Origin of the sequence: Chromohalobacter sp., from assembly GCF_039830575.1 — a bacterium.
GTDB lineage: Bacteria > Pseudomonadota > Gammaproteobacteria > Pseudomonadales > Halomonadaceae > Chromohalobacter > Chromohalobacter israelensis.
On record NZ_JBDOOX010000003.1, the window covers coordinates 284,815 to 309,184 of the forward strand.

The 24,370-nt window shown below is 65.3% G+C and carries 21 protein-coding genes; 15 read left to right on the forward strand and 6 right to left on the reverse strand.

What is annotated here, in order from left to right; translation table 11 throughout:
• The first annotated feature begins 45 nt into the window (after positions 1 to 45).
• The 5 genes from ABGX75_RS02315 to hemB all read left to right on the forward strand — a co-directional run bounded on the left by ABGX75_RS02315 (position 46) and on the right by hemB (position 5,964).
• Positions 46 to 471 carry a F0F1 ATP synthase subunit epsilon gene (locus ABGX75_RS02315; protein ID WP_011508573.1) on the forward strand — a complete coding sequence of 142 codons (426 nt, stop codon included), beginning with the start codon at positions 46 to 48 and terminating at the stop codon, positions 469 to 471.
• A gap of 145 nt (positions 472 to 616) precedes the next feature.
• The gene (gene glmU / locus ABGX75_RS02320; RefSeq protein ID WP_347410903.1) at positions 617 to 1,978 is read left to right on the forward strand and encodes a bifunctional UDP-N-acetylglucosamine diphosphorylase/glucosamine-1-phosphate N-acetyltransferase GlmU; all 1,362 of its coding nucleotides are present in this window, start codon (positions 617 to 619) and stop codon (positions 1,976 to 1,978) included.
• Between the two features lie 226 nt (positions 1,979 to 2,204).
• Positions 2,205 to 2,990: a DeoR family transcriptional regulator gene (locus tag ABGX75_RS02325; RefSeq protein ID WP_224113413.1), complete on the forward strand. Its 786-nt coding sequence runs from the start codon at positions 2,205 to 2,207 to the stop codon at positions 2,988 to 2,990.
• A 16-nt stretch (positions 2,991 to 3,006) separates the two neighbouring features.
• Complete coding sequence (gene glmS / locus ABGX75_RS02330) at positions 3,007 to 4,839, forward strand: glutamine--fructose-6-phosphate transaminase (isomerizing) (protein WP_347410816.1); 1,833 nt, start codon at positions 3,007 to 3,009, stop codon at positions 4,837 to 4,839.
• 150 nt (positions 4,840 to 4,989) lie between these two features.
• Positions 4,990 to 5,964 carry a porphobilinogen synthase gene (gene hemB / locus ABGX75_RS02335; RefSeq protein WP_110061780.1) on the forward strand — a complete coding sequence of 325 codons (975 nt, stop codon included), beginning with the start codon at positions 4,990 to 4,992 and terminating at the stop codon, positions 5,962 to 5,964.
• Between the two features lie 5 nt (positions 5,965 to 5,969).
• Here the strand turns inward: hemB and ABGX75_RS02340 are convergent, their stop codons facing one another.
• The 3 genes from ABGX75_RS02340 to ABGX75_RS02350 all read right to left on the reverse strand — a co-directional run bounded on the left by ABGX75_RS02340 (position 5,970) and on the right by ABGX75_RS02350 (position 8,854).
• Positions 5,970 to 6,890, reverse strand: a complete 921-nt coding sequence (locus ABGX75_RS02340) for an oxidoreductase (RefSeq protein WP_347410815.1) — start codon at positions 6,888 to 6,890, stop codon at positions 5,970 to 5,972.
• 50 nt (positions 6,891 to 6,940) lie between these two features.
• Positions 6,941 to 8,065 carry an MltA domain-containing protein gene (locus ABGX75_RS02345; RefSeq protein ID WP_011508567.1) on the reverse strand — a complete coding sequence of 375 codons (1,125 nt, stop codon included), beginning with the start codon at positions 8,063 to 8,065 and terminating at the stop codon, positions 6,941 to 6,943.
• 99 nt (positions 8,066 to 8,164) lie between these two features.
• Positions 8,165 to 8,854 carry a YitT family protein gene (locus tag ABGX75_RS02350; RefSeq protein ID WP_347410814.1) on the reverse strand — a complete coding sequence of 230 codons (690 nt, stop codon included), beginning with the start codon at positions 8,852 to 8,854 and terminating at the stop codon, positions 8,165 to 8,167.
• Between the two features lie 204 nt (positions 8,855 to 9,058).
• Between ABGX75_RS02350 and ABGX75_RS02355 the strand changes: the two genes are divergently transcribed.
• Both ABGX75_RS02355 and ABGX75_RS02360 read left to right on the forward strand, forming a co-directional pair.
• Positions 9,059 to 9,901, forward strand: coding sequence for a DUF72 domain-containing protein (locus tag ABGX75_RS02355; RefSeq protein ID WP_347410902.1), 843 nt, complete (start codon positions 9,059 to 9,061; stop codon positions 9,899 to 9,901).
• A gap of 315 nt (positions 9,902 to 10,216) precedes the next feature.
• Entirely contained in the window at positions 10,217 to 11,584 is a 1,368-nt protein-coding gene (locus tag ABGX75_RS02360) for a sodium-dependent transporter (protein ID WP_347410813.1), read from the forward strand.
• Between the two features lie 96 nt (positions 11,585 to 11,680).
• Here ABGX75_RS02360 and ABGX75_RS02365 read toward each other — a convergent pair whose 3' ends face one another.
• On the reverse strand, positions 11,681 to 11,875 hold the full coding sequence (locus ABGX75_RS02365) for a hypothetical protein (protein ID WP_011508563.1): 195 nt from the start codon (positions 11,873 to 11,875) through the stop codon (positions 11,681 to 11,683).
• Between the two features lie 199 nt (positions 11,876 to 12,074).
• Between ABGX75_RS02365 and hexR the strand changes: the two genes are divergently transcribed.
• The 3 genes from hexR (at position 12,075) to ABGX75_RS02380 (ending at position 15,763) form a co-directional block, all read left to right on the forward strand.
• Entirely contained in the window at positions 12,075 to 12,944 is an 870-nt protein-coding gene (gene hexR / locus ABGX75_RS02370) for a transcriptional regulator HexR (protein WP_011508562.1), read from the forward strand.
• Positions 12,945 to 13,014: 70 nt separating this feature from the next.
• Entirely contained in the window at positions 13,015 to 15,234 is a 2,220-nt protein-coding gene (gene uvrD / locus ABGX75_RS02375) for a DNA helicase II (protein ID WP_011508561.1), read from the forward strand.
• 64 nt (positions 15,235 to 15,298) lie between these two features.
• Positions 15,299 to 15,763 (forward strand): phosphate-starvation-inducible PsiE family protein, encoded by a 465-nt coding sequence (locus tag ABGX75_RS02380; RefSeq protein WP_347410812.1) that lies wholly within the window; start codon positions 15,299 to 15,301, stop codon positions 15,761 to 15,763.
• Here ABGX75_RS02380 and ABGX75_RS02385 read toward each other — a convergent pair.
• Positions 15,760 to 16,164, reverse strand: coding sequence for an acyl-CoA thioesterase (locus ABGX75_RS02385; RefSeq protein WP_011508559.1), 405 nt, complete (start codon positions 16,162 to 16,164; stop codon positions 15,760 to 15,762). The two genes, ABGX75_RS02380 and ABGX75_RS02385, sit on opposite strands and share 4 nt — an antisense overlap.
• 227 nt (positions 16,165 to 16,391) lie before the next feature.
• Between ABGX75_RS02385 and ABGX75_RS02390 the strand changes: the two genes are divergently transcribed.
• The 5 genes from ABGX75_RS02390 (at position 16,392) to phoU (ending at position 22,477) form a co-directional block, all read left to right on the forward strand.
• Positions 16,392 to 17,339, forward strand: a complete 948-nt coding sequence (locus tag ABGX75_RS02390) for a phosphate ABC transporter substrate-binding protein (RefSeq protein ID WP_148266842.1) — start codon at positions 16,392 to 16,394, stop codon at positions 17,337 to 17,339.
• A gap of 56 nt (positions 17,340 to 17,395) precedes the next feature.
• Positions 17,396 to 19,516: an ABC transporter permease subunit gene (locus tag ABGX75_RS02395; protein ID WP_347410811.1), complete on the forward strand. Its 2,121-nt coding sequence runs from the start codon at positions 17,396 to 17,398 to the stop codon at positions 19,514 to 19,516.
• Positions 19,513 to 20,886 (forward strand): phosphate ABC transporter permease PstA, encoded by a 1,374-nt coding sequence (gene pstA, locus ABGX75_RS02400; RefSeq protein ID WP_347410810.1) that lies wholly within the window; start codon positions 19,513 to 19,515, stop codon positions 20,884 to 20,886. The genes ABGX75_RS02395 and pstA overlap by 4 nt, the downstream gene beginning before the upstream one ends.
• Positions 20,887 to 20,951: 65 nt before the next feature.
• The gene (gene pstB, locus ABGX75_RS02405; protein ID WP_011508555.1) at positions 20,952 to 21,725 is read left to right on the forward strand and encodes a phosphate ABC transporter ATP-binding protein PstB; all 774 of its coding nucleotides are present in this window, start codon (positions 20,952 to 20,954) and stop codon (positions 21,723 to 21,725) included.
• Positions 21,726 to 21,757: 32 nt separating this feature from the next.
• Complete coding sequence (gene phoU / locus ABGX75_RS02410; RefSeq protein WP_110061788.1) at positions 21,758 to 22,477, forward strand: phosphate signaling complex protein PhoU; 720 nt, start codon at positions 21,758 to 21,760, stop codon at positions 22,475 to 22,477.
• Between the two features lie 9 nt (positions 22,478 to 22,486).
• Here the strand turns inward: phoU and ABGX75_RS02415 are convergent, their stop codons facing one another.
• Complete coding sequence (locus ABGX75_RS02415; protein ID WP_347410809.1) at positions 22,487 to 24,331, reverse strand: EAL domain-containing protein; 1,845 nt, start codon at positions 24,329 to 24,331, stop codon at positions 22,487 to 22,489.
• Positions 24,332 to 24,370 lie beyond the last annotated feature (39 nt).

Consider the following 24,370-nt stretch of genomic DNA (forward strand, 5'->3'; position numbering starts at 1 on the left):
CGGCGCACGCGCCGCGCCGAGGCTTCCATGAACGAGGAGATAGCGATGGCTAGCTTCCAATGCGACATCGTCAGCGCCGAGAAGGCCATCTTCTCCGGCAGCGCCGAGCAGCTCATCGCGGCCGGCGTGTCGGGCGATCTGGGTATTCTACGTGGCCACGCACCGCTGCTGACCGAGCTCAAGCCCGGGCCGGTCCGCGTGATGCGCGAGGGTGGCGAAGAAGAGGTCTACTACGTCACCGGCGGTTTCCTGGAGGTCCAGCCCGATGTGGTCTCGGTGCTGGCCGATACCGCCACGCGGGCGCATGATCTCGACGAGGCTGCCGCCGAAGAGGCGCGTCAGGAGGCCTTGAAGGCCATGGGCGACAAGCAGTCCGATCTCGACTATACCCGGGCCGCCGCCGAATTGGCGGAAGCCGTCGCCCAGTTGCGTACCATTCAGCAACTGCGCGAGAAGGGCAGCCGCCGCTAAGTGCCGGCCGCCGCTGTCATGCAAGGCGACCTTCGGGTCGCCTTTTTTGTTGGCGGCACCGAGACATGACGCATGTCGCTTGGTGGCATTCCGCGCCCGCCGTAGAATGCGTGTATCTTTCGGGAAAGAGATAGGGATGAAAGCGATGACGCTAGACGTGGTAATTCTCGCCGCCGGCCAGGGAACGCGGATGCGCTCGACCAAGCCCAAGGTACTGCATGCACTGGCGGGCAAGCCGCTGGTGAGCCATGTGCTGGATACCGCCGAGCAACTCGGGGCGACCCGTACGCATGTGGTGATCGGCCATGGTGCCGAGCAGGTCGAGGCCGAGCTCGACGGTCGCGACGTGCGTTTCGCCCTGCAGGCGGAACAGAAGGGCACCGGCCACGCCGTGGCGCAGACGCTGGATGAACTGGGGGACGGCAAGGTATTGATCCTGTATGGCGATGTGCCGCTGATCCGGGCCGAGACGCTGACGGCGCTACTCGACGAGGTCGACGAACGGCGCCTGGGGCTGTTGACCGTGACCCTGGACGATCCCGGCGGATATGGCCGTATCGTGCGCGACGCCGAGGGACGCGTGACCCGTATCGTCGAGCACAAGGACGCCAGCGAGGCCGAGCGCGGGATCACCGAGTGCAACACCGGGATCGTCGCCGCCACCGGCACGCAGTTGAAGCGCTGGTTGCCGCAGTTGTCCGCCGAGAACGCCCAGGGCGAGTACTATCTGACCGATATCTTCGCCATGGCGGCCGCCGAAGGCATCGAGGTCGCCACGGCCAGCCCCGCCTCGGCGCTGGAAGTCGAAGGCGTCAACAACCGCTCGCAGATGGCGGCCCTCGAGCGCGCCTATCAGCGGGATCGGGCCGAGCGTCTGCTGACCGAGGGCGTGGCGCTCGCCGACCCGGCGCGTTTCGACGTGCGCGGTCGCCTGCAGTGTGGCCACGATGTGTTCATCGACGTCGGCTGCGTGTTCGAGGGTGACGTGACGCTCGGCGATGGCGTCAGCGTGGGCCCCTACACCCTGATTCGCGACAGCCATGTCGCGGCGGGGACGGTCATCGAGGCGCACAGCATCATCGAGGGCGCCGAGGTGGCGGAACAGGCGCACATCGGCCCCTTCGCGAGGCTGCGTCCCGGCACGCGCCTGGCGCGTCAAAGCAAGGTCGGGAACTTCGTCGAGACCAAGAACGCCGAGGTGGGCGAAGGCAGCAAGATCAACCACTTGAGTTACGTGGGGGATGCCAGTCTGGGAGGCGGCGTCAATATCGGCGCGGGCACGATCACCTGCAATTACGACGGCGCCAACAAGCATCGCACCGAGATCGGCGACGATGTCTTCGTGGGGTCCAACACGGCCCTGGTGGCACCAGTGGCCCTGGGCGCGGGTGCCACGATCGGCGCGGGCTCGACCATCAGTCGCGATGTCGAGGCCGGCGCATTGGCGGTGGCGCGCACGCGCCAGACCACGCGCGCCGGCTGGAAGCGCCCCCGCAAGTCTTCCTGACCCCCGGTGTCGGCGCTCTCTTGCAGGGGAGCGCCGTCCTGCGTGGGTGTCATCCGCTCATCCATCCCCGGCTTCCAGCCGCCTCGCGTGTCGCGCAAGGCGCTCCTGGTATGACATGTCTGATCGGGACGGAGGATTTTTCTCCCCGCCGCTGGGCTGCGCTTGACCGGGGGGAACGAATCGCGTTTCATAAGCGCATTGTTTCGTTTCGGAAGAAAAATCTTTCGTGAACAAGGATGCCATGCCCAAGCGCGATACCGCCCAGCGGCGCCATGCCATGCTGGCCTACGTCAATGAACATGGGGAAACCAGCGTGGACACGTTGGCCCGCCATTTCGCGACCTCCGAGGTCACCGTTCGCAAGGATCTCGCCACGCTGGAAAAAAGCGGCTTGCTGCTGCGCCGCTTCGGCGGTGCTGCGCCCTTGCCCAGCGACATCCTGACCGAGGCCAATACGCCGCTTTCACCGCGAAAGCGCGCGATTGCGCGTGCCGCCAGCGAACGCATTCGTGCGCACAATCGCATCATCATCGACAGTGGCACCACCACCTCGGCGATGATTCCCGAACTGGGCGGGCGCGAAGGCCTGGTGGTGATGACCAACGCGCTATCGGTGGCCAATGCCCTGCGCGACGTGGAGCCCGAACCGGCGATCCTGATGACCGGCGGCACCTGGGACCCGCATTCGGAATCCTTCCAGGGTCAGGTCGCCGAGCAGGTGCTGCGCTTCTACGATTTCGATCAATTGTTCATCGGTGCCGACGGCATCGACCTGGAGCGTGGCACCACGACCTACAACGAATTGCTCGGTCTCTCGCGCGTGATGGCGGAGGTCGCGCGCGAGGTCGTGGTGCTGGCCGAGTCCGACAAGATCGGACGGCGCATCCCCAATCTCGAACTGCCGTGGGCACGGATCCACACCCTGATCACCGATACCGGCCTGGACGCGACCGCCTGTCGTCGTATCGAGGCGCACGGGGTCGATGTCGTCCGGGTCACGGTCAACGAATGAAGACGAGGAGTCATCCATGTGTGGAATCGTAGGTGCCGTCGCGGCACGTCATGTGCAGGAAATCCTTCTCGAGGGGTTGCGTCGCCTCGAATACCGCGGCTACGACTCGGCGGGCATGGCCGTGCTTTCCGACGATGCGCGGCTAAATCGTCAACGCGCGGTGGGCAAGGTCGCGGCGCTGGAGGAAAAACTCGAGGACAATGCCCTCAAGGGCAATCTGGGGATCGCGCACACTCGCTGGGCCACCCATGGCCGGCCCAGCGAACAGAATGCGCATCCGCACCAATCCGGCGATAGCCTGGCGGTAGTGCACAACGGCATCATCGAGAACCACGAGGCGCTCAAGGGCGAGCTCGAAGCCCAGGGCTACGTCTTCACGTCCGAAACCGATACCGAAGTGATCGCGCACTTGTTGTCGCGTGAGTTCACCCTGGCGCAGGATCTGCTTCAGGCCGTGCAACGCAGCGTGGCCTTGCTGGAGGGCGCCTACGCGCTGGCGGTCATGCACCGTGCGCAACCCGGTGTGGTCATCGGCGCGCGCAAGGGAAGCCCGCTGGTGGTGGGCGTGGGCATCGGCGAGGCCTTTTTGGCTTCCGACCCGCTGGCGCTGTTGCAAGTCACCGATCGTTTCATCTACATGCAGGAAGGCGATGTGGTGCGCTTGTCCCAGGGCGGCAGCATCGAGCTGTTCGACGCGGGCGGTGAACGCGTCGAGCGTCCGGCGCAAATCTTCGAGCACGGCGACGGCGTGACCAGCAAGGGCGGTTATCGCCATTTCATGCTCAAGGAAATCCACGAGCAGTCGCAGGTCATCGCGGCCACGCTGGAAGGGCGGCTCGGCGATCATCAAGTGCTGGTCAACAGCTTCGGCACGGATGCCGAGCAGTTGTTCCGGGGAGTGCGGCAGGTGCATATCATCGCCTGCGGCACCAGTTACCACGCCGGCATGGTGGCGCGCTACTGGATCGAAAAGCTGGCCGGCGTGCCGACCCAGGTCGAGGTCGCCTCGGAATACCGTTACCGCGAGGTCGTGGTGCCCGAGGGCACGCTGTTCGTGACGCTGTCCCAGTCCGGCGAGACCGCCGATACCCTGGCGGCGCTGCGCTTTGCCAAGCAACGCGATTATCGCGGCAGCCTGGCGATCTGCAACGTACCGGGCAGTTCACTGGTGCGCGAATCCGACCTGACGCTGATGACGCAGGCCGGCCCCGAGATCGGGGTCGCCTCGACCAAGGCCTTCACCACCCAGCTGGTGGCCTTGATGCTGCTGGCATTGGCGCTGGGGCGCGTGCGTGGCGCCAATGGCGAGCATGCACCGATCGTCCAGGGACTCCGCGAGCTGCCGGGCGTGATCAATCAGGTCCTGGCACTGGATGGGGAGATCGAGCGCTTGTCGATGGCATTCGCCGAGAAGCACCATGCCCTGTTTCTGGGGCGTGGCGCGCACTTCCCGATCGCCCAGGAAGGTGCGCTCAAGCTCAAGGAAATTTCCTATATCCATGCCGAGGCCTATCCGGCAGGCGAGCTCAAGCACGGTCCCCTGGCACTGGTCGACAGCGAAATGCCGGTGATCGCCGTGGCTCCCAACGACGAACTGCTCGAGAAGCTGAAATCCAATCTCCAGGAAGTGCGTGCCCGCGGCGGCGAGTTGTTCGTGTTCGCCGACGAGAGCATTCGCATGGAGACCAACGAGCACCTGCACGTGCTGCGTGTGCCGGCGATCAGCGAGGCCCTGGCGCCCATCGTCTACACCATCCCGCTGCAGCTTCTCGCCTACCATGTCGCCGTGCTCAAGGGTACCGACGTCGATCAGCCGCGCAATCTGGCCAAGTCGGTGACCGTGGAATGACACGTGCCTCCGCCGACGGATGCGACAATCCGTCGGCTAGGCGTTTTTGTTAGCGTGCTATAAAATCGGTGGAAGGTTCATGTCAGGCAATGCACGCCGCGCCATCGGAGTGCGTCGGCGGCATGCCATCGACCATCCAAGGAGTCCTACATGCCTGCTCAGTTTCCCCAGGCCCGTCTGCGGCGCTTGCGGCGTACCTCCTCGCTGCGTGACATCGTGCGTGAAACCTCGCTGCGTCCGGAGCATCTGGTGTATCCGATCTTCGTGGAGGAAGGCGCGGACGACTTCGTGCCCATCGAGGGGATGCCGGGTCAGTATCGCGTTCCGGAAAATCAGCTGGCGGCGGAAGTGAAACGTCTCAGCGAGCTGGGTCTCAGAGGCATCATGCCGTTCGGCATTTCGCATCACAAGGATGCCGACGGCAGCGATGCCATGGACGACAACGGCCTGGTGTCGCGCATGGTACGCATCATCAAGACGGCCGCGCCGGAGATGGTGGTGATTCCCGATATCTGCTTCTGCGAGTACACCACGCACGGGCATTGCGGCATCCTCAAGGGTGACACCGTCGACAACGACCTGACCATCCGCAATCTCGGCATTCAGGCCGTGGCGGCTGCCAAGGCGGGGGCCGACATCATCGCGCCTTCGGCGGCCCAGGACGGCCAGGTGGCGGCGATTCGCGGCGCGCTCGACGAGGCCGGTTTCGAAGACATTCCCATCATGGCGTATTCCACCAAGCTGGCCTCGGCGCTCTACGGCCCCTTCCGCGAGGCGGCGGGCACCGAACTCAAGGGCGATCGCCACACCTATCAGATGGATCCCATGAACCGTCGCGAGGCGCTGCGCGAGTCGCTGGCCGACGAGGCCGAAGGGGCCGATTTCCTGATGGTCAAGCCGGCGCTGGCGTATCTCGACATCATGGCGGACATTCGCCGCAACAGCCTGTTGCCGCTGGTGGCGTATCAGGTCAGCGGCGAATACGCGATGATCCGCATGGCCGCGCAGCAAGGCGTGATCGACGAGGCGGCGGTGATCCGCGAGACGCTGGGCTCCATGCGGCGCGCGGGGGCCGATCTGATCATGACCTACTTCGCCCCGCAATTGCTCGAGGAAGGCCTGTAGGGCCGTTACGCGGGGGCCGTGGTATCCCAGCGTGCACCGGTGAGGTCGCAGGCAAGCTCCCACAGGCGGGCCTCGACCGCCGGGTCGCGTGCGTGGCGGGCGCGATGCGCTGCCCTGGGGGCGCCACGGGTTTCGCCCAGACCGTCCGGCCCGATGTAATCGCCGGGGCCGACCGTGTCGCTGAGCGCGGCGTGCAGGATGGGACGGGCACCCTCGGCGGCGGATTGACTGATCAGCGGCAGGGCCAGCTTGAAGACGCTGCCGATGATCGGACGGCTTCTCACGCCGTCGTCGAACAGCGCGGTACGCGACAGCCCGGGATGGGCGGCAAGGCTCAAGAGCCCCCACTGCCGGGCGTCGCTTTGTTTCTGCAGCGCCTGGGCGAACAACAGCATGGCGAGCTTGGATTGCCGATAGGCTTGCCAGGGATCGTAGTTCGCCTCGCCGTTCGGGTCGTCGAAGGCGATGCGTCCGCCCCGGTGGGCGAGGCTGGATAGCTGCACCACGCGTGGCGATGCCGCGGCGGCGAGCAGCGGCAGCAGTTCGCTGGTGAGCAGGAAGTGGCCCAGGAAGTTGACGCCCCATTGTCGCTCGAAGCCATCCCGGGTGCGCTCCAGGCGTGGCAGGGCCATGATCCCGGCATTGTTGATCAAACGGGCCAGCGAGGATTCGTCCCGGTTCAGGCGTGCGGCGAAGTCGCGTACCGAGGCGAGGCTGTCGAGGTCGAGCGCTTCGTGACGGACCGTGGCGCGTGGGACATGGGTGCGGATGGCATGGCACGCCAAGGCGCCCTTGTCCGCGTTGCGCGCAGCCACGATCACGCGATAGCCGTGGGCGGCGAGCCCCTTGGCGGTCTCGAGTCCTAGCCCGGCGGTGGCGCCGGTCACGACGGCCAGTGGCGCCGTCGCCTGGGGTTGATCGTGCATGGGTCATCCTCCCTGGCGCTTTTTCCCGACGCCCGGTCGGGGACGTGTCGTCATTTGGGCATCAGCACCCACATCTGACCGGGTTGCTTCATGCGTCCGGCGCGTTCGCCGGCGGTGTCGCCGTGCCCCCAGTAGAAATCCGCGCGCACCGTGCCCTGGATGGCGCTGCCGGTGTCCTGGGCCACCATGAGGCGCTGCAGGGGCTGCGCGGAGGCAGGCTCCGTCGTCGACAGGAATACCGGTGCGCCCAGCGGTACCTGCGAGGGGTCCACCGCCAGGCTGCGTTCGGACGTCAGCGGCACACCGAGGGCGCCGATGGGGCCTTGGTGCGCGCCATGGTCGCTGCCCAGTTCTCGAAAGAAGACCATGCGCGGATTGACGGTGAGCATCTCCTCGACCCGCTCGGGATGGCGCCTGGCCCAGGCGCGCACGCCGGGCAGCGTCGCCTGGGAGGCGTCGATTTCGCCGCGCTCGATCAGGGCACGGTTGAAGGAGCGAAAGGGTTGGTTGTTGGTGCCCGCAAAGGCCACGCGCATGGTGCTGCCGTCGTCCAGACGGACACGCCCCGACCCCTGGATCTGCAGGAACGCCGCCTCGACGGGATCGTCGACCCAGACCAGCTCCTGGCCGCGCAGGGCTCCGCTTTGCAACAGTTCCCGCTGCGAGGCACGCACGCGTTGCGGTGCCGCCTGCCAGGCGTCGGGAAAGCGGTAGAGCGGGGTCTGGTAGGGCCCGTGCCGTGTACGCGAGCCGTTCAGGATGGGTTCGTAGTAGCCGGTGATCGTGCCCGTGGTGGAGCCGTCGTCGTTGACCAGGCGGTAAGGCTGGAAACGTGTCTCGAAAAAGCGCGTGATGGCGACTTCATCGAGAGGGTCGACGGTCACCGCGTCGTGGCAGACATCGCGCCATTGCGCTTTCCCGGTCAGACGCTCGCAGCTGGCGAGAAAGGCGCTCCAGGCGGCGATGACGTGATCGTCCGACCAGCCGGGCAGCGACTGCCAGGCGGCGGGACGCATGTGTTCTGCGGTCGCGGGAGGCGGTGCGCCGGGGCCGGGCGACGGCGCTTGCGTACTGCAGGCGGCCAGCAATGAGACAGGCAGCAACCACAGCGCATGACCGAGCCGGCGCACCCGCTGGAAGGCGTCGGCGATACGTGGCGACAGGAACGTGAGCAAGCAAGGCACCTCGACATTCGAATCCGATGGCAAACACCCGCCGGGTGTCGTCAGCGATGATGCCTTGCCGCGGCGCTTCGTGCCAGTGGCGTGGTGCGCTCAGCCCTCCTCGTGGAGCGCACGCAGACGCGATACCGAGGCACGATGCGGAACCAGCGCGCCCTTGCGACGGGGAATGCGCATGCTCTCGTCATCGCCGGGCTGGCGGCGCTGGGTGCTGGCCTTGCGGTGATAACGGCCCAGTACCGCGCTCAAGGTGACGAACGCCAGGGCCGAGCCCGCGACCTGGGGCAGCGGATAGACGATGAAGGCCACCAGCAGCAGGAGCAGGTCGCAGCAGAGCGTGGTGCGACCGGCGTGAAAACCGGCACGGCGTTCCAGATACAGGGCCAGGATGTTGAGGCCGCCCAGAGAGGCGTTGGCGCGAAACAGCAAGGCCAGTCCGAGTCCGATCAACAGGCCCGCCGCGATGGCGCATACCACGGGATGGGTGTTGCCCAGCGGCAAGGTGGCGGTGAGCGTATCGCTCAAGACCGACAGCAATGTCACGCTGGCCAGGGTGCGTAGCGTGAAATCGCCGCCCAATTGCTTGAGGGCAAGGCCATAGAAAGGCAGATTGATCACGAAGAAAGCGATGCCGAAGCTTACCGGCAGCAAGTCGCTGACCAACAAGCTCAACCCCGCCGTACCGCTGACCAGCAGGTCGGCGGATTGCAGAAGGCGCACGCCGAGCGCGACCAATAGGCAGCCCTCGAGCAGCGTCAACCAGGAACGCCAGGAACCTTTCATGTTGTCTCTCCCGTGGGTGTGGAAGATGGATCGATGCCGAGGATGGTCGGCGGACCGCCGCTGGCTTGTGGCCGCGTGGCGGGTCGGTAGTGCGATGCAAGAAGCGTACCCGGTCAGGGTGTCCTGCGTGCGGCATCATAGCCGCGGCGGCCGGTCGATACAATCGCGAGGCGCGCCATGACGGGGATCGGGCCGAGGTTCTTCATGGGGCTGCCGATGTGGGCCAATGGCGATTGGCGCGGGAGCTTGTATGCGCGTCATGCGCCGTCGTCGGGCATGCTGCACGACTATGGTGCCGTGTTCGGCAGCGTGGAGGGCAATACCACCTTCTACAGCGGGCCGCCGAAAGCGGACACGGTTGCCCAATGGGCACGCCAGGCGCCGGCGGATTTCCGATTCTGTTTCAAATTGCCGGCGCAACTGACCCATGACAAGCGCCTCGTGGGCATCGAAGACGACTTCCGGACATTCTGCGATGCGCTGGCGCCGTTACACGATCGCCTGGGGCCGACCATGGTGCAATTGCCGCGCGATTTCGGCGCTCGGGAATTGCCGGCTCTGGCGGCATTCTTGGAGAAATGGCCGTCGGACATGCCCTGTGCCGTGGAGGTGCGCCATAGTGAATTTTTCCACAAAGGGGACGCTGAGCAGCAATTGAACCGCTTGTTGATAACTTTGGGCGTGGACCGTGTGATGCTGGATGTCAGGCCGCTTTTCGCCACGCCCGCCGGGGACGATGCGCGCTTGATCAAGGCGCAGAGCGAAAAGCCGAAACGCCCGCTACACGTGATTTCCACGGGACGAATGCCTATCGTGCGTTTCATCGGCCATTGTGATATGGAGATCAACGAGCGGCTTTTTACCCCTTGGTGCGAGCGCCTGGCGTTGTGGATAAAACAGGGGAAAACCCCTTTCTTGTTTGTGCACACGCCGGACAACCGTCAGGCGCCGCAATTGGCACGGCGCTTTCATGCACGTCTCTCCCGGTGCGTGACGCTTCCTCCCCTGGGCGACTTTCCCGGAGAGCGTCAAAGCGCCTTGTTCTGAAGCGGTGCCGATGGCATTGCTTGACGCCATCGGGCGGATGGTTTTGGCTACGGCTTGCCGCTAGAATGGCGCCTTTCATGGGTGGCGTCGACGACGCATGCCTTTTCAATCCGTGTTTATCGACACTCTACGATGGCTGTCGCCGCTCGTTCCGGCGCGACGGTCACCTTGTGGTCAGCGGCGAGATCCCGTGCGATCGCAAGGGCCTGTCATGCTCCATGTCGCGGTGTGCGATCCATGCCCAGGGGACGTGGCAACAACAATACCCGTCATCGCTTCCAGCGATCGATGACGCCACGCAACTCAGGTGAAGCAATGTCTTACAAGTCTCATTCGCACGCTCAATGGTCCTCCCGAATGGCCTTCGTGCTGGCAGCGGTCGGGTCCTCGGTCGGCCTGGGCAATATCTGGAAGTTCCCGTACATGACCGGCGAGAGCGGCGGCGGCGCTTTCGTCCTGATCTACTTGGTCTGCATTTTCCTGGTCGGCCTGCCGATGCTGATGTCCGAATGGCTGCTCGGTCGCCTGGGGCAGAAAAACCCCATTTCGACGATGGGCGACATCACGCGGCGCCTCAAGCGCAGCCGCGCCTGGGTTCTGATCGGTGTGGCCGGAGTTCTGGGCGCCTATCTGATCCTCTCCTTCTATAGCGTGATCGGCGGCTGGGCGCTTGCGTACATCCAAATGGCCGTGGTCGATACCTTCAGCGGACTCGACAACGACAGTGTCGGCACCCTGTTCGGCAACCTGCTGGCCAGCCCTGTCGAGCTGCTGCTCTGGCACAGCCTGTTCATGCTCATGACGATCGGTGTCGTGGTGGGCGGCGTGGCCGGTGGCCTGGAGCGCGCGGCGAAAACCCTGATGCCGACACTGGCGGTGCTGCTGGTGATACTCGTCGGCTATGCCGCGACGACCGGCGCGTTCGCCGAGGGAGCGGCCTACCTGTTCACCCCGGATTTCTCCAAGCTCACCAGCGATGGCGTGCTCGCCGCACTGGGGCATGCGTTCTTCACGCTGAGCCTGGGCATGGGCATCATGATGGCGTATGGCTCGTATCTCTCCGATGACGTCAACATCGGCCGCTCGGCGCTCATCGTGGTGGTCATGGATACCGTGATCGCCCTGCTCGCCGGCTTGGCGATCTTCCCGGTGGTGTTCGCCAACGGACTGGACGCCGCCGCTGGCCCGGGCCTGATCTTCCAGACCCTGCCGCTGGCGTTCGGCAACATGGCCGGAGGATGGCTGTTCGGTCTGCTGTTCTTCGTGCTGCTGGTGTTCGCGGCCTGGACGTCGGCGATCTCGCTGCTCGAGCCGGTGGTGGAATGGCTTGAGGAGCGCTCGCCGCTGTCGCGCGTGGGCGCGACGATCGTCGCCGGTCTGGCGACCTGGGCGCTGGGGCTGGCCACGGTGCTGTCGTTCAATATCTGGGGGGATGTCGCGCCCTTGGGCATGTTCGACAAGTTCGCCGGCATGACCATCTTCGATTTGCTCGATTATGTCACCAGCAAGCTGCTGCTGCCGCTGACCGGTCTGGCCACCGTGCTGTTCGTGGGCTGGTTCATGGGTCGCGACGAACTGCGCACCCAGCTCAACATGGGCGAGACCGCCTTCGCCCTGTGGCGCTTGGCGGTGCGGTTCATCGCCCCCATCGGCGTGGTGATCGTGTTCGTCAACAGCCTGTAAAAGGCGTTCGACAACCCGGCGCGGGCGTGCCTCGTCCGCGCCGGGGCTCTGCAAAACCTGCCCGGGCCTCGCCCTGTTCAGCGCTGGAAGTCGCGCTTATTGCCACTCGTCGTAATCGACGATGTCGCGTTCCAGTCGCTTGAATTCCTGATGCAGTTCAATGCCGCGCCGGGCGCGCAGGTATCGCGTCGCGGCGTTCTTCTTGCGTTGCTCGTGCTCGACCATTTCCAGACTCATGTGGATGTCGAGTAGCTCGCTTTTCAAGGATTGAAGATGTTCGGCATCGCGCATATCGAATCTCCCAATCGTCTTCACAACCGGCCTTTCGTCGTTCAGCCGCGTTCCGCTTGACGTTATTACTATACCTCACTTGACAGAATTGTGACCGTCAGGGTGGAAACGGACTTTTTTCTGTTTTTCAACGCCTGGGGCATACTAGCGTCGAGCTTGTCGTCACGCCGTTAAGGGTCAGCCTAGGAGTCGCGCCACCATGAGCAGTGCCTTGTTCGATGAAATGAGACGCCGTATGGAGCATTTCCGACGCTCCGAGCAGAAGGTGGCACGTTTCGTATTGCGTCACCCCGAAGACGTTATCCACATGCGCATCGTCGATCTGGCCACCGAGGCCAAGGTCAGCGAGCCGACCGTGGTGCGTTTTTGTCGCGCGCTGGGATGCAACGGATTCCAGGACTTCAAGCTCAAGCTGGCGCAGATGCTCGCCACGGGCAGCCAGTTCGCACAGTTCTCGATGAACGATAGCGACAGCGTCGCCGAGTTCGCCCACAACATCTTCGATTCCACCGTGGGCACGTTGCTGTCGGTACGTGATCGTCTCGATCACGCGGCCCTGGGCAAGGCGGTGACCGCCCTGGCCATGGCCAATCGCGTGGAGTTCTACGGCTTCGGGGCCTCGGGTGCGGTGGCGTTCGATGCCCAGCACAAGTTCTTTCGCCTGCAGATTTCCACCGCTGCCTATACCGACCCGCACATGCAGAACATGTCGGCGGTGACGTTGACGCCTCGCGACGTGGTGGTCGCCATTTCGCAGACCGGGCGCACCCGGGCGCTGGTCGCCAGCGTGCGCCTGGCGCGCGAGACCGGGGCCACGGTGATCGGGCTATGCCCCAGCGACTCGCCTCTGGCCAGCGAGGTCACCTTGCCGCTTTACATCGACGTTCACGAGGATACCGAGATCTATACGCCGATGAGTTCCCGCGTCGCCCACCTGGTGATCATCGATGTGCTGGCCGTGGGGGTCGCCAAGACGCGCGGTCCCAAGCTGGCGGAGCAGCTCAAGTCGGTGAAGAAGAGCCTGGTGCCGCTGCGCTTTCCCGAAGCCGGCGAGGAAGACGAGACATAGCCGGCGACCGAAGCGCGGGCTGGCTATGCTAAGCTGGTCGCTCATTTCGCAACGCCAAGATACGTGATCCATGGACGACGTTTCGCCGGGCGACGTTTCGCCGCTACTCGATTCGCTGAACACGGCCCAGCGCGAGGCCGTGAGCCATCCGCAGGGCAATTTGCTGGTACTGGCCGGCGCCGGCTCGGGCAAGACGCGTGTCTTGGTGCATCGTATCGCCTGGCTGATGCAGGTGGAGGGGCTGTCGCCCTACGCGATTCTCGCCGTGACCTTCACCAACAAGGCGGCGCGCGAGATGCGCACGCGTCTCGAGGCGCTGCTGGGTCTGTCGTTGCGCAACATGTGGGTGGGGACCTTCCACTCCATCGCGCACCGTCTGCTGCGGACCCATTGGCACGATGCGCGGCTGCCCCAGCACTTCCAGATCATCGATGGCGACGATCAACTGCGCCTGGTCAAGCGATTGCTCAAGGATCATCGCATCGATGACGAGCGCTTTCCGCCCAAGCAGGTGCAGTACTTCATCAGCGGCTGCAAGGAAGAAGGGCTGCGCGCGCATCAGGTGCAGACGCATGGCGATGCCTACATGGGGCAGATGGTCGAGCTCTACGAGCGCTACCAACTGGCCTGCGAGCGGGCCGGGCTGGTCGATTTCGGCGAGCTGTTGCTGCGCGGCCTGGAGTTGCTGCGCGACAACCCGGCCCTGCTGGCCCACTATCGCGAGCGTTTCAGCCATCTGCTGGTCGACGAATTCCAGGACACCAATACCTTGCAGTACGCCTGGCTCAAGCTGCTGGCCGGCGACCGCGCGGGCATGACCGTGGTCGGCGACGACGACCAGTCGATCTACGGCTGGCGCGGTGCCAAGGTCGAAAACATCCGCCGCTTCGCCGAGGAGTTTCCGAACACCTCGACGGTACGTCTTGAACAGAACTACCGCTCGACCAGCGCCATCCTCGAAGCCGCCAATGCCTTGATCAGTCATAACGCGGGGCGCATGGGCAAGGAGCTGTGGACCGACGGCGTGCAGGGCGAACCGATCTCGGTGTACGCCGGCTTCAACGATCTCGACGAGGCCCGCTTCATCGTCGACACCCTCAACGAGGAAGTGAACAAGGGCAGTGCGCGTCGCGACATCGCGATCCTCTATCGTTCCAACGCTCAGTCGCGGGTGCTCGAGGAGGCCTTGATTCGCAGCGGCGTGCCGTATCGCATCTATGGCGGCCAGCGCTTCTACGAGCGTCTCGAGATCAAGAACGCCCTGGCGTATCTCCGCTTGATGCTCACGCGTGACGACGATGCCTCGCTGGAGCGCGTGGTCAATGTGCCGGCGCGCGGCATCGGCACACGTACCGTGGAAGTGCTGCGCGAGCGTGCCCGCACGCAATCAGTGTCGTTGTGGCAGGCCCTGCATGACAGCCTCAGCGAGGGGGCGCTCAAGGGACGCGCGGCGAGCGCACTGTCGGCATTCTCGGACCTGATCGAGCGTCTCGACAACGATACCGCCGGCATGGCGCTGCACGAGCTGATCGAACACGTTCTCCATGCCACAGGCCTGCTCGAACATCACCGCAACGAAAAGGGCGAAAAAGGGCAGGCGCGTGTCGAGAACCTCGAGGAACTGATCAATGCGGCGCGCAACTTCGCCCAGGGCGATCCGTTCTCGTTGCAGGAAATCGGCGAGGGAGCGGCGGCACTGGAGCCATTCCTGGCGGAGGCCGCTCTCAACGCCGGCGATCACGAAGCCGACGATTTCGAGGACAGCGTGCAGCTGATGACGCTGCACTCGGCCAAGGGGCTGGAGTTTCCGGTGGTATTCGTCGCCGGGGTCGAGGAAGGGCTGTTTCCGCACAAGATGTCGCTGGAAGAACCGGGACGTCTCGAGGAAGAGCGGCGCCTGTGCTATGTCGGGGTGACCCGTGCCATGCGCAAGCTGTACCTGACCCACGCCGAGATACGGCGCCTGCATGGCAAAGAAACCTTCTCGCGACCGTCACGCTTCCTCCATGAGCTGCCCGAGGCGCTGCTCGAGGAAGTGCGTCTGCGCGGGCAGGTCTCGCGCCCGGTCACCACGCGCCCGGGGCGCGGGCTTTCCCAGCAGCAGAGCGTATCGAGCGACGACGATCAGCCCGCCTTGAGCCTGGGGCAGCGCGTCAGCCATCCGGTCTTCGGAGAAGGTGTGATCCTCAATGCCGAGGGCGAAGGCGCCAGAGCGCGCGTCCATGTCAGTTTCGAGGACGAAGGCGACAAATGGCTGGTTCTGGGATTCGCCAAGCTCACGCCGCTATGATGCCTGGGTGTGCCGATATCTTGCCCATGACGTCAGGCCCCGGCCGCGACAGGAGCGACAAGCAATGAAGAAATGGTTTCCCGAGCTGATGGACCAGTGGTCGCAGCTCTCCGGCTATCAACGCTTCGAGCGGCTGGTGTCACTGGTGCTCACGGTGGCGATCGGCTGCGTGGTGCTGGTGGCGCTGTATTATCTGATCATGCACGTGATCGAGCTGCTGTTCGTGCAGACGCGCGATCCCTTCGATTACCGCGTCTTCCAGGCGGTATTCGACATGATCCTGACGGTGCTGATCGCCATGGAGTTCAACAATTCCATCGTGCGCACCATGGAGGAACGCGGCGGCTTCATCCAGGTCGAGATCGTGGTGCTGATCGCGATCATGGCCCTGGTCCGCAAGTTCATGGTCATGGACATGGAAACCATCGATCCCTTGATGATCCTGGCATTGGCCGCCGCGGTACTGGCCCTGGGATTGAGCTACCGGCTGGTAAGGCGCGGCGGCCGGCATTCGGACGAGGCGGATTAGGCCTCGGGCACCGGACGGATGCGGCCATTGTCGTCCAGCGCCACCATCACGAAACGTGCCTCGGTGACCTTGTAGCGTTCCTCGGGGTCGCGTTCGTGGGGCGGGCGAATCCAGACCTCGACATCCAGCTTGATCGAACTGCGACCGACCTCGCGTACCTGGGTGAAGATATTGACCATCGCGCCCACCCGCACCGGGCACAGGAAGTCCATGCCCTCGGTGGCCACCGTGGCGGTGCGGCCACGGGCCAGGCGTCCCGCGGCGAGTTCGGCGGCCTGGTCCATCTGCGCCATGAGCCAGCCGCCGGGGATATCGCCGTAGAGATTGGTATCCTGGCGCCGGGTCACGAGCTTGAGCGTGAGCTCGCCCTGGGGCGTGGGAATGTCGTCGAGTTCGTGCATGCTGGGGATCCTGGCGATTGTTGTTGTTGAACGTCGTTGCAGATGGCGTGGTGAGCGTTGCTGCCATACGGTCGACGCGCCGCTGCAACCAGGCTCATAGTAAACGCCGCCGGGCCTCGACGACCAGTCGTCCGGCAAGGGCGTCGCGGGCGAGAACGGGAGGCGGGGCGTTGAAAGCTTTGATGAACGCGATACGGACGAGCCGGCCCGGGGCGCTGGGGCGGTGCTTGACGGTTCTTCTGGGAACGCTGCTGTTGCCGATGCTGGCGATGGCGACGCCGCTGAGCGGCACGCTAGGGTCGATCGGCTCGGATACGCTGGGCGGGCTGATGATCCAGTGGGGAGAACGGCTCACCGCGCGACACCCGCAGGTACGCCTGCAGGTGCAGGCTTCGGGCTCGGGAACGGCGCCACCGGCCCTGGCGGAGGGCGTCACGCGCTTCGGGGCCATGTCCCGTCCCATGACCGAGGCCGAGCGTGGCGAATTCATCGCTCGCCAGGGGTATCCGCCGGTGGCGGTTCCCGTGGCGCTGGATGCGTTGACGCTCTTCGTGCACCGCGACAATCCACTCGATTCGCTCTCGCCGGCGCAGGTCGAGGCGTTGTTCGCCGACACTCGCTTCTGCGGGCACGCGCCGAGCATCGAACGCTGGGGCGATCTCGGCGTCGATGCGCCCGGATGGGCGTCACGCGGGATCGTGCGCTTCGGCCGCAACACCGCCTCGGGATCGCATGCGCTGTTCAAGCAGGAGGCGCTGTGCGGGGGCGATTTTCGCCGCGATGTCAACGAGGTTCCGGGATCCTCGGCGGTGGTGGCCGCGGTGGGTCGCTCGCGCGAGGCGATCGGCTATGCCGGCCTGGGATATCCCACGGCGATGGTCAAGGTGGTGGCGCTGCGCGATGACCGGGGCACGCCACGTCTGCCCACGCACGACAACGTCGTCAGTGGCCGCTATCCCCTGACGCGACCGTTGTATCTCTACGTCAACCTGGCGCCGGGCGAGTCCCTCCCCCCTCTGGAACGCGCTTTCTTCGACCTGGTGCTGTCGCCCGAGGGCCAGGCCGTGGTCGCCCGTCAGGGGTTCGTGCCGTTGCCCGAGTCGCGCCTGGCCAGTGCCAGACGAGCGTTGCGACTGCCACCCCTTGCCGATGTCACGCAATCGTCATCAAACTGACGTAATCTGATGCTCCACCTTCACTTGCATGGCATGGATTGCCGCCGGGTTCGCCGATGACCGACCCTTTCGTTTCTCCCCAGCGTGCCAATCGTCGCGCACGCCAGCGTCTCGATCGCCTGGCGTCGGGCGCGATCGCGGCCAGCGGCATCGGCGTGGTCGCGGCGGTGCTGGCCATCGGTGTCTATCTGACGCTGGCCGTGTTGCCGTTGTTCGAGGATGCCTCGGTCGAGGTCGATGCCGAGCCCTCGCCGGCCACGTCGGGAGCCTCCATCGTCTGGCTGGCGGAGGATGGCGAATACTGGCTGAGCGCGAATGGGCGCGTGTTCGATGCCCAGGGCGAGGTGGCGACGCTGACCGAAGAGCCCCGCGTGACGACGGTCACCGAGGCGAGCGAAACCCTGCCGCTGGCCGTGGGCCTGGACAATGGCGAGGTGAGCGTGGTGCCGCGCGATGCCCGGGGCCAGCCACGCTGGACGCAGGCCACGCGCTGGCGGCTGTTTGCCTCGGCGCCGGTCGCCGCGCTGCACTTGCAGTCCACGACGCATGGCTGGGCGCTGGCCGGACGCGATGCGGACGGCCAGGTGGCGGCCTTGTGGCATGACGGCGAGACGGCACGGCGTATCGCCCTGCCGGATCGGGCCGAACATCTTGCCCTGGGCCGCGAGGGGCATCTAGTCATGTCCCAGGGGACACGCTTGACCTCGTGGAAGCTGTCCCCGGATGGCAGCGTTGCGCCATTGGCACGTGCCGAAACGGCCGCGCCGATAACGGCCCTGGCGTTCCTGCAGGGAGGCCGCACGCTGGTCGTCGGTGACGCCGAGGGCGGCTTGCGGCGTTGGCGGCAACGTCCGGACGATCAAGGCTGGCAAGCAGCCGAGACGCCCTATGCCGCCCTGGGCGAGGCACCGGTACGCCGGCTGCTGGCCCTGCCGCGTCAACGCCTGTGGCTGGCACTGGATGCCGACGGCCGGCTGGGACTCTATCAGGCGATGAGCGGCCAGCGCTGGCAGGGCGTGGCACCCGAGGCATCGCTTCCGGTCACCCTGTCGAGCGACGCGCGCGGTAATCGGGTGCGCTGGTTGAGCGAGACCGGACGCCTTTATCGGCTGGCCGTCGAGGCCCCGCACGCTGCCGTGAGCACCGCCACGCTCTGGATGCCGCAGACGTACGAGGGCTACGCCAGCGACGAGTGGCGCTGGGCGGCGGCCGCCAGCGGCGACGCGGAGCCCAAGTACAGCCTGGTGCCGCTGGCGTGGGGCACCCTCAAGGCGGCAGCCTGGGCGATGGTCTTCGCGGTACCGTTGGCCTTGGGCGCGGCGGTGCACAGTGCGTGTTACATGTCGACGCGCCAGCGCGCACGCCTCAAACCGGCCATCGAGTTGATGGAGGCCCTGCCTGGCGTGGTCATCGGGTTCGTCGCGGGCTTGCTCGTGGCCCCCTTCGTCGAGCAACACCTTGCCGGCACCCTGGCGCTTTTCATTTGCGTCCCGCTGGGGAGCGTGGCGTGCGGCTGGTTGTGGCGGCGTCTGCCCGCGCGCTGGGAGGCGCGCTTGCCGCCGGTGGGCGTCGGCGTGGGATTGATCGTGCCCCTGGCGCTGCTGTGCTGGGCGGCGTTGAGCGTTTCGCCCTGGCTCGAGGCCTGGTGGTTCGGCGGTGACCTGCGAGCCTGGATGCAGCAGACGCTGGGCTGGGACTACGCGCAGCGCAATGCACTGATCGTCGGCATGGCCATGGGACTGGCCGTCATCCCGACGCTCTACTCGCTGGCCGAGGAGGCGCTTTCCGGCGTTCCCCGCTCGCTGGCGGAGGGGTCCCTGGCGCTGGGGGCGACCCGGGCCCAGACGTTATGGCGCGTGCAGTTGCCCGCCGCCGCGCCGGGTATTCTCGCGGCGGTGATGATCGGCGCGGGGCGTGCCGTGGGAGAAACCATGATCGTGCTGATGGCCACCGGCAATACGCCATTGATGTCGCCGAGTCTCTTCGAGGGGCTGCGCTCGCTGGCCGCCAATCTGGCCATCGAATTGCCCGAAGCCGCGGTGGGAGGCACGCATTATCGCCTCTTGCTGCTCGGAGCGCTGCTGTTGTTCGTGTTCACCTTCGTCGTCAATACCCTCGCCGAAGTGGTGCGTTGGCGACTCAAGCGTCGTTACCGGCGTTATGGAGCGCGCGCATGAGATGGCGACTGGGACGCGACAGCCTGTGGCGCTGGCTGAGCGGCGCCTGCGTGGCGCTTTCGCTGCTGGCCGTGGTGGCATTGCTGGCCTTGATCGCCGTGCGCGGCCTGGCGCATTTCTGGCCCGCCGACATCGAGCGCCTCACCCTCGAGAACGGTCAACAGGTCGCCGGCATTCCCCGTGGCGGCGAGGCCGAGACTCGTCGCTACTTCACCGCCAACCGCGATCTCGACGGGCAGGTATGGCGCTGGATCGCGGTGGACAGCATCGTCGAGCGCGAGACGCCGGCGTCCCTGGTCTATGTGCAGCGGCGGGACTGGGGGCCGTTCATCGGTCGCCTGGCGGCGGTGACGACACCGGCCGGGGAGCGACTCCGCGGCGATGCCGCCGAATCGCGGCTGCACCAGGCGCTGGCAGGCGATGCCGAGCTCGCCACGTTGTCCCTGCACAATGTCGAGGGGCGTGACGTGACCTTGCCGTTCGCCCAGGTCCAGTCGCTGGCCTGGCCCAATCGCATGCATGTCGGCGACAAGCTGCTGGCCTGGGTGGATGGCGTGTGGCGCTTTCTCAGCGAGGCGCCCGGCGATGGGCGCGTCGAAGGCGGGGTATGGCCGGCGATCTTCGGCACCCTGCTGATGGTGATATTGATGTCGCTGGTGGTCACGCCGTTCGGGGTGCTGGCGGCGTTGTATCTCAACGAAGTCGCACGCCAGGGGCCCGTGACGCGGCTGGTGCGTATCGCGGTGCGCAACCTGGCCGGGGTGCCGTCGATCGTCTACGGCGTGTTCGGTCTGGGCGTGTTCGTCTACGGGCTCGGCGGGCAAATCGACCGCTGGTTCTACGCCGAGGCGCTGCCTTCGCCGACCTTCGGCACCGGGGGGCTGTTGTGGGCGTCGCTGACGCTGGCCTTGCTGACGTTGCCAGTGGTGATCGTGGCCACCGAGGAGGGGCTGGCGCGGGTGCCCGGTACGCTCCGCGAGGGGTCGCTGGCGCTGGGCGCGACACGTTTCGAGACGCTCAAGCGCGTGGTGGTGCCCATGGCGTTGCCGTCGATGCTCACCGGGGTCATCCTGGCCGTGGCGCGCGCCGCCGGCGAAGTGGCGCCGCTGATGCTGGTCGGGGTGGCCAAGCTGGCACCGGAGATTCCGCTGGATGGCGAATTTCCTTTCCTGCACCTCGAAAGCAAGTTCATGCATCTTGGCTATCACGTGTTCGATCTCGGTTTCGCCAGCCGCGATGCCGACGCCGCGATGCCGCTGGTGTTCGCCACGGCGACATTGCTGGTCGCGGTCATCGTCGTGCTTAATCTAACTGCAATATTGTTGCGTCATCATCTCAGGGCACGTCACCGTGCACTGGAACGTTCGTAGGAGGCTCGTCACCGTTGTCAGCCGCTTCTTTTCCTTCCGGCGAGGCCGTGCGTGGGTCGCCGCCGGTGGTCGATTTCTCCTCGGCGTCGAGTTGCTTCGATATCGAGAACCTGTCGCTTGCCTATGACGACAAGCCGGCGCTGAGCGATTTGACGCTCAAGGTGCCGCGGCATCGAGTGACGGCGTTCATCGGACCCTCGGGGTGCGGCAAGTCGACGTTGTTGCGTGCGCTCAACCGATTGCACGACCTCAACGACCAGGTGACGCGGACGGGCCGCATCCGGCTCGAGGGGCAGGATATCCACGCCCGCGAGGTCGACGTGGCCGAGCTGCGTCGGCGCGTGGGCATGGTCTTTCAGGCACCCAATCCGTTTCCCATGTCGATCTACGAAAACGTGGCCTATGGGCTCCGCCTGCAGGGCATTCGACGCAAGCGCGAGCTGGACGAGATCATCGAATGGGCGTTGCTGTCGGCGGCGCTGTGGGACGAGGTGAAGACGAACCTGCATGCCTCGGCCTGGACGTTGTCGGGCGGTCAGCAGCAGCGCCTGGTGATCGCCCGGACACTGGCGGTGCGCCCCGACGTGCTGCTGCTCGACGAGCCGGCCTCGGCACTGGATCCGATCTCGACGCTCAAGATCGAGGAGTTGATTCGCGGGCTGAAATCGCAGCTGACGCTGGTTCTGGTCACGCACAACATGCAGCAGGCGGCGCGGGTCTCCGATTACACCGCGTTCCTGCACGGTGGCGAGCTGGTCGAGTACGCCCCGACCGATACCCTGTTCACCAATCCGCGCCTACGGCGCACCGAAGATTACATCACCGGCCGCGTGGGGTGAGTCGCGGCGATTCCTATCAGCGGAGCAGTGCCATGGACATTACCAACGAAACGCACAGTCAGCATATTTCACGCCAGTTCAACCAGGAACTGGAGCAACTCAAGACCCAGTTGATGGCCATGGGCGGACTGGTCGAGAAACAGGTGCAGGACGCCGTCGAGGCATTGCTCGAAGGCGATAGCCGTACCGCCGAGCGGGTGCGCGACAACGATACCGCCGTCAACGACATGCAACTCAAGATCGACGAGGAGTGCACGCGCGTCCTGGCACGTCGTCAGCCGGCGGCGTCCGATCTGCGCCTGGTGCTGGCGGTGATTCGCGCCACCTCGGACCTCGAGCGCGTCGGCGACGAAGCCAACAAGATCGCCCGCAACGCCCTGGCGCTCATCGAGGCGGGACGGCATTCGCGCGGCATGGTCGAGATTCGTCACTTGAGCGAGCACGTGCGCAAGATGCTGCGCGATGCGTTGACGGCCTTCGCGCGTTTCGACACGCGTCTGGCGCTGGACGTGCTGCACGAGGATGAGTCCGTCGACAATGAATACACCACGGCCACGCGCTCGCTGGTGACCTTCATGATGGAAGATCCGCGTGCCATCACCACCATCCTCAGCGTGATGACCATTCTGCGCGCGCTGGAGCGGGTAGGCGACCATGCCGACAATCTCGCCGAACACGTCATCTATCTGGTCAAGGGACTCGATGTTCGGCATACCGACCCCGGTGATCTGGATGAGTCGCTGGGTCAGTGAGGCCAGGCGTCACTGACCGGGCGGGGTGACGTTCGCGGCGTTGTGCAGCAACGCTTCGGCATGCGTCGGTGGCAGGGCGCCCGAGAACACATGGCCCTGTATGCTGTGGCAGTAAAAGTCGCGCAGGCGCTGGACCTGGGCGTCGGTTTCCACACCCTCGGCGACGACGTGCATGCCGGCATCGCGTCCCAGCGAGATGATCGAGCGTACCAGTGAGCCCACGCGCGGGTCGTCGCCGATACGCTCGATGAAGCTCTTGTCGATCTTGAGCGTGTCGAAGGGGATGCGCGTGAGGTAGGCGAGCGACGAGTAACCGGTGCCGAAGTCGTCGATGGCGAAGCCCACGCCATGACGCTTGAGGCGTTGCATGCTCTCGATGATGGCCTCGGGGTCGTCGATCAGCGAGCGTTCCAGTACTTCCAGCTTGAGCAGGCGGCCCGGCAAGCGGTATTGGGCAAGCAATGCGCAGAACCGGTCGGCGAAGGCAGGTCGGGCGAGCTGCTCCTGCGAGATATTGAGCGCCACCGGCAACACGTCGTGCCCGCGATCCCGCCATACGGAAAGCTGTCGCATGACCCGCCGCAAGACCCAGATATCCAGTTGATCGCCGAGATCGATTTCTTCGGCGATGTCGACGATATCCTGAGGGTTGACCCACCCCAATTCTGTATCGTGCCAGCGCAGCAATGCCTCGAAGCCGTGCACGCGAAAGTCGCGCACGCTGACCTGGGGTTGATAGTGCAGACAGAAGCGATCCTCGGCCAGGGCCGAGGCGGTGCGTCGACGCAACAGATTGCGGCGCGTCAGACGCGGCAGGACCTCGGGCGTATCGAGACGAAACAGGTCGGCGCCGCGTTCGCTGTGGAGCCGGCGGCAGGTATGCTGCAAGGCGGAGAGAATGTCGTCGGCATGGCCAAGCCGGGGAGCATCATGGGCCCAGACCACGCGAGCGGCCGCGGTGACCGTCTTGCCGGCGGCGATGTAGGGGGCGCGCAGCGTGGTGGCCAGTGCCGCCATGGTGGCAGCCATGCGTGTGGCGTCGCCGCGATAGAGCAGGACGCCCAGACGCTGGTCATCGATACGCGCCAGGTCGAAGACGAATCCGTCCAGAGCCTTCTCGACCCGGGCGATGCATCGCATCAGGACATTGTTGCTGACCTGGAGCGAGAAGCGCGTGCGTATCGCGCGCATGCCGTAGAGATCGATGGCCGCCACGCCGCACAGGGTGTCGTCATCGGAGAGCGCGTTCAGACGCGCCTCGATGAGTTGTTGAAAGCGCTGCTGCGTGGCCAGGCGAGTTTGCGGATCGAATTGCGTGCCGATCTCCGCGCGTGCGCGTTCCAGCCGCATGATGGCATCGTCGCCGATTTCGTTCTCCACCAGTCGGGCGAGATCGAGCAATATCTCGCGCTGGGAGGCATCGAAATGGCGTGGATGGCGATCGATCAGGCACAGCGTGCCCAGTGGCAGCCCCGCGGCCGTGCGAATGACGGCGCCGGCATAAAAGCGAATGTAAGGCGTCTCGGTGACCAGCGGATGGTCACGGAAACGCGCATCTCGGGTGGTATCCTCGATCACCAGCAGCTTGCGTTCCAGCAAGGCGTGCGCGCAAAAGGCGTTGTCGCGGGACGTTTCACAGGCATCAATGCCGAAACGCGACTTGAACCACTGACGGTGGCGGTCAACCAGTGTGATCAGCACAATGGGCACGCCGAAGACTCGGGCGGCCAGCCGGGTGATGTCGTCGAAACGCTTCTCGGGCGGGGTATCCATCAACCCCAGGCGGTGCAGCTCGTCGAGGCGACGCGTTTCATCGGGATGATCGGGGGCAGCGACCCCCGGGACATTGACCATGCGGTGTTCTCTCGTCGCGATGCCGGGCCCGGCGTCATG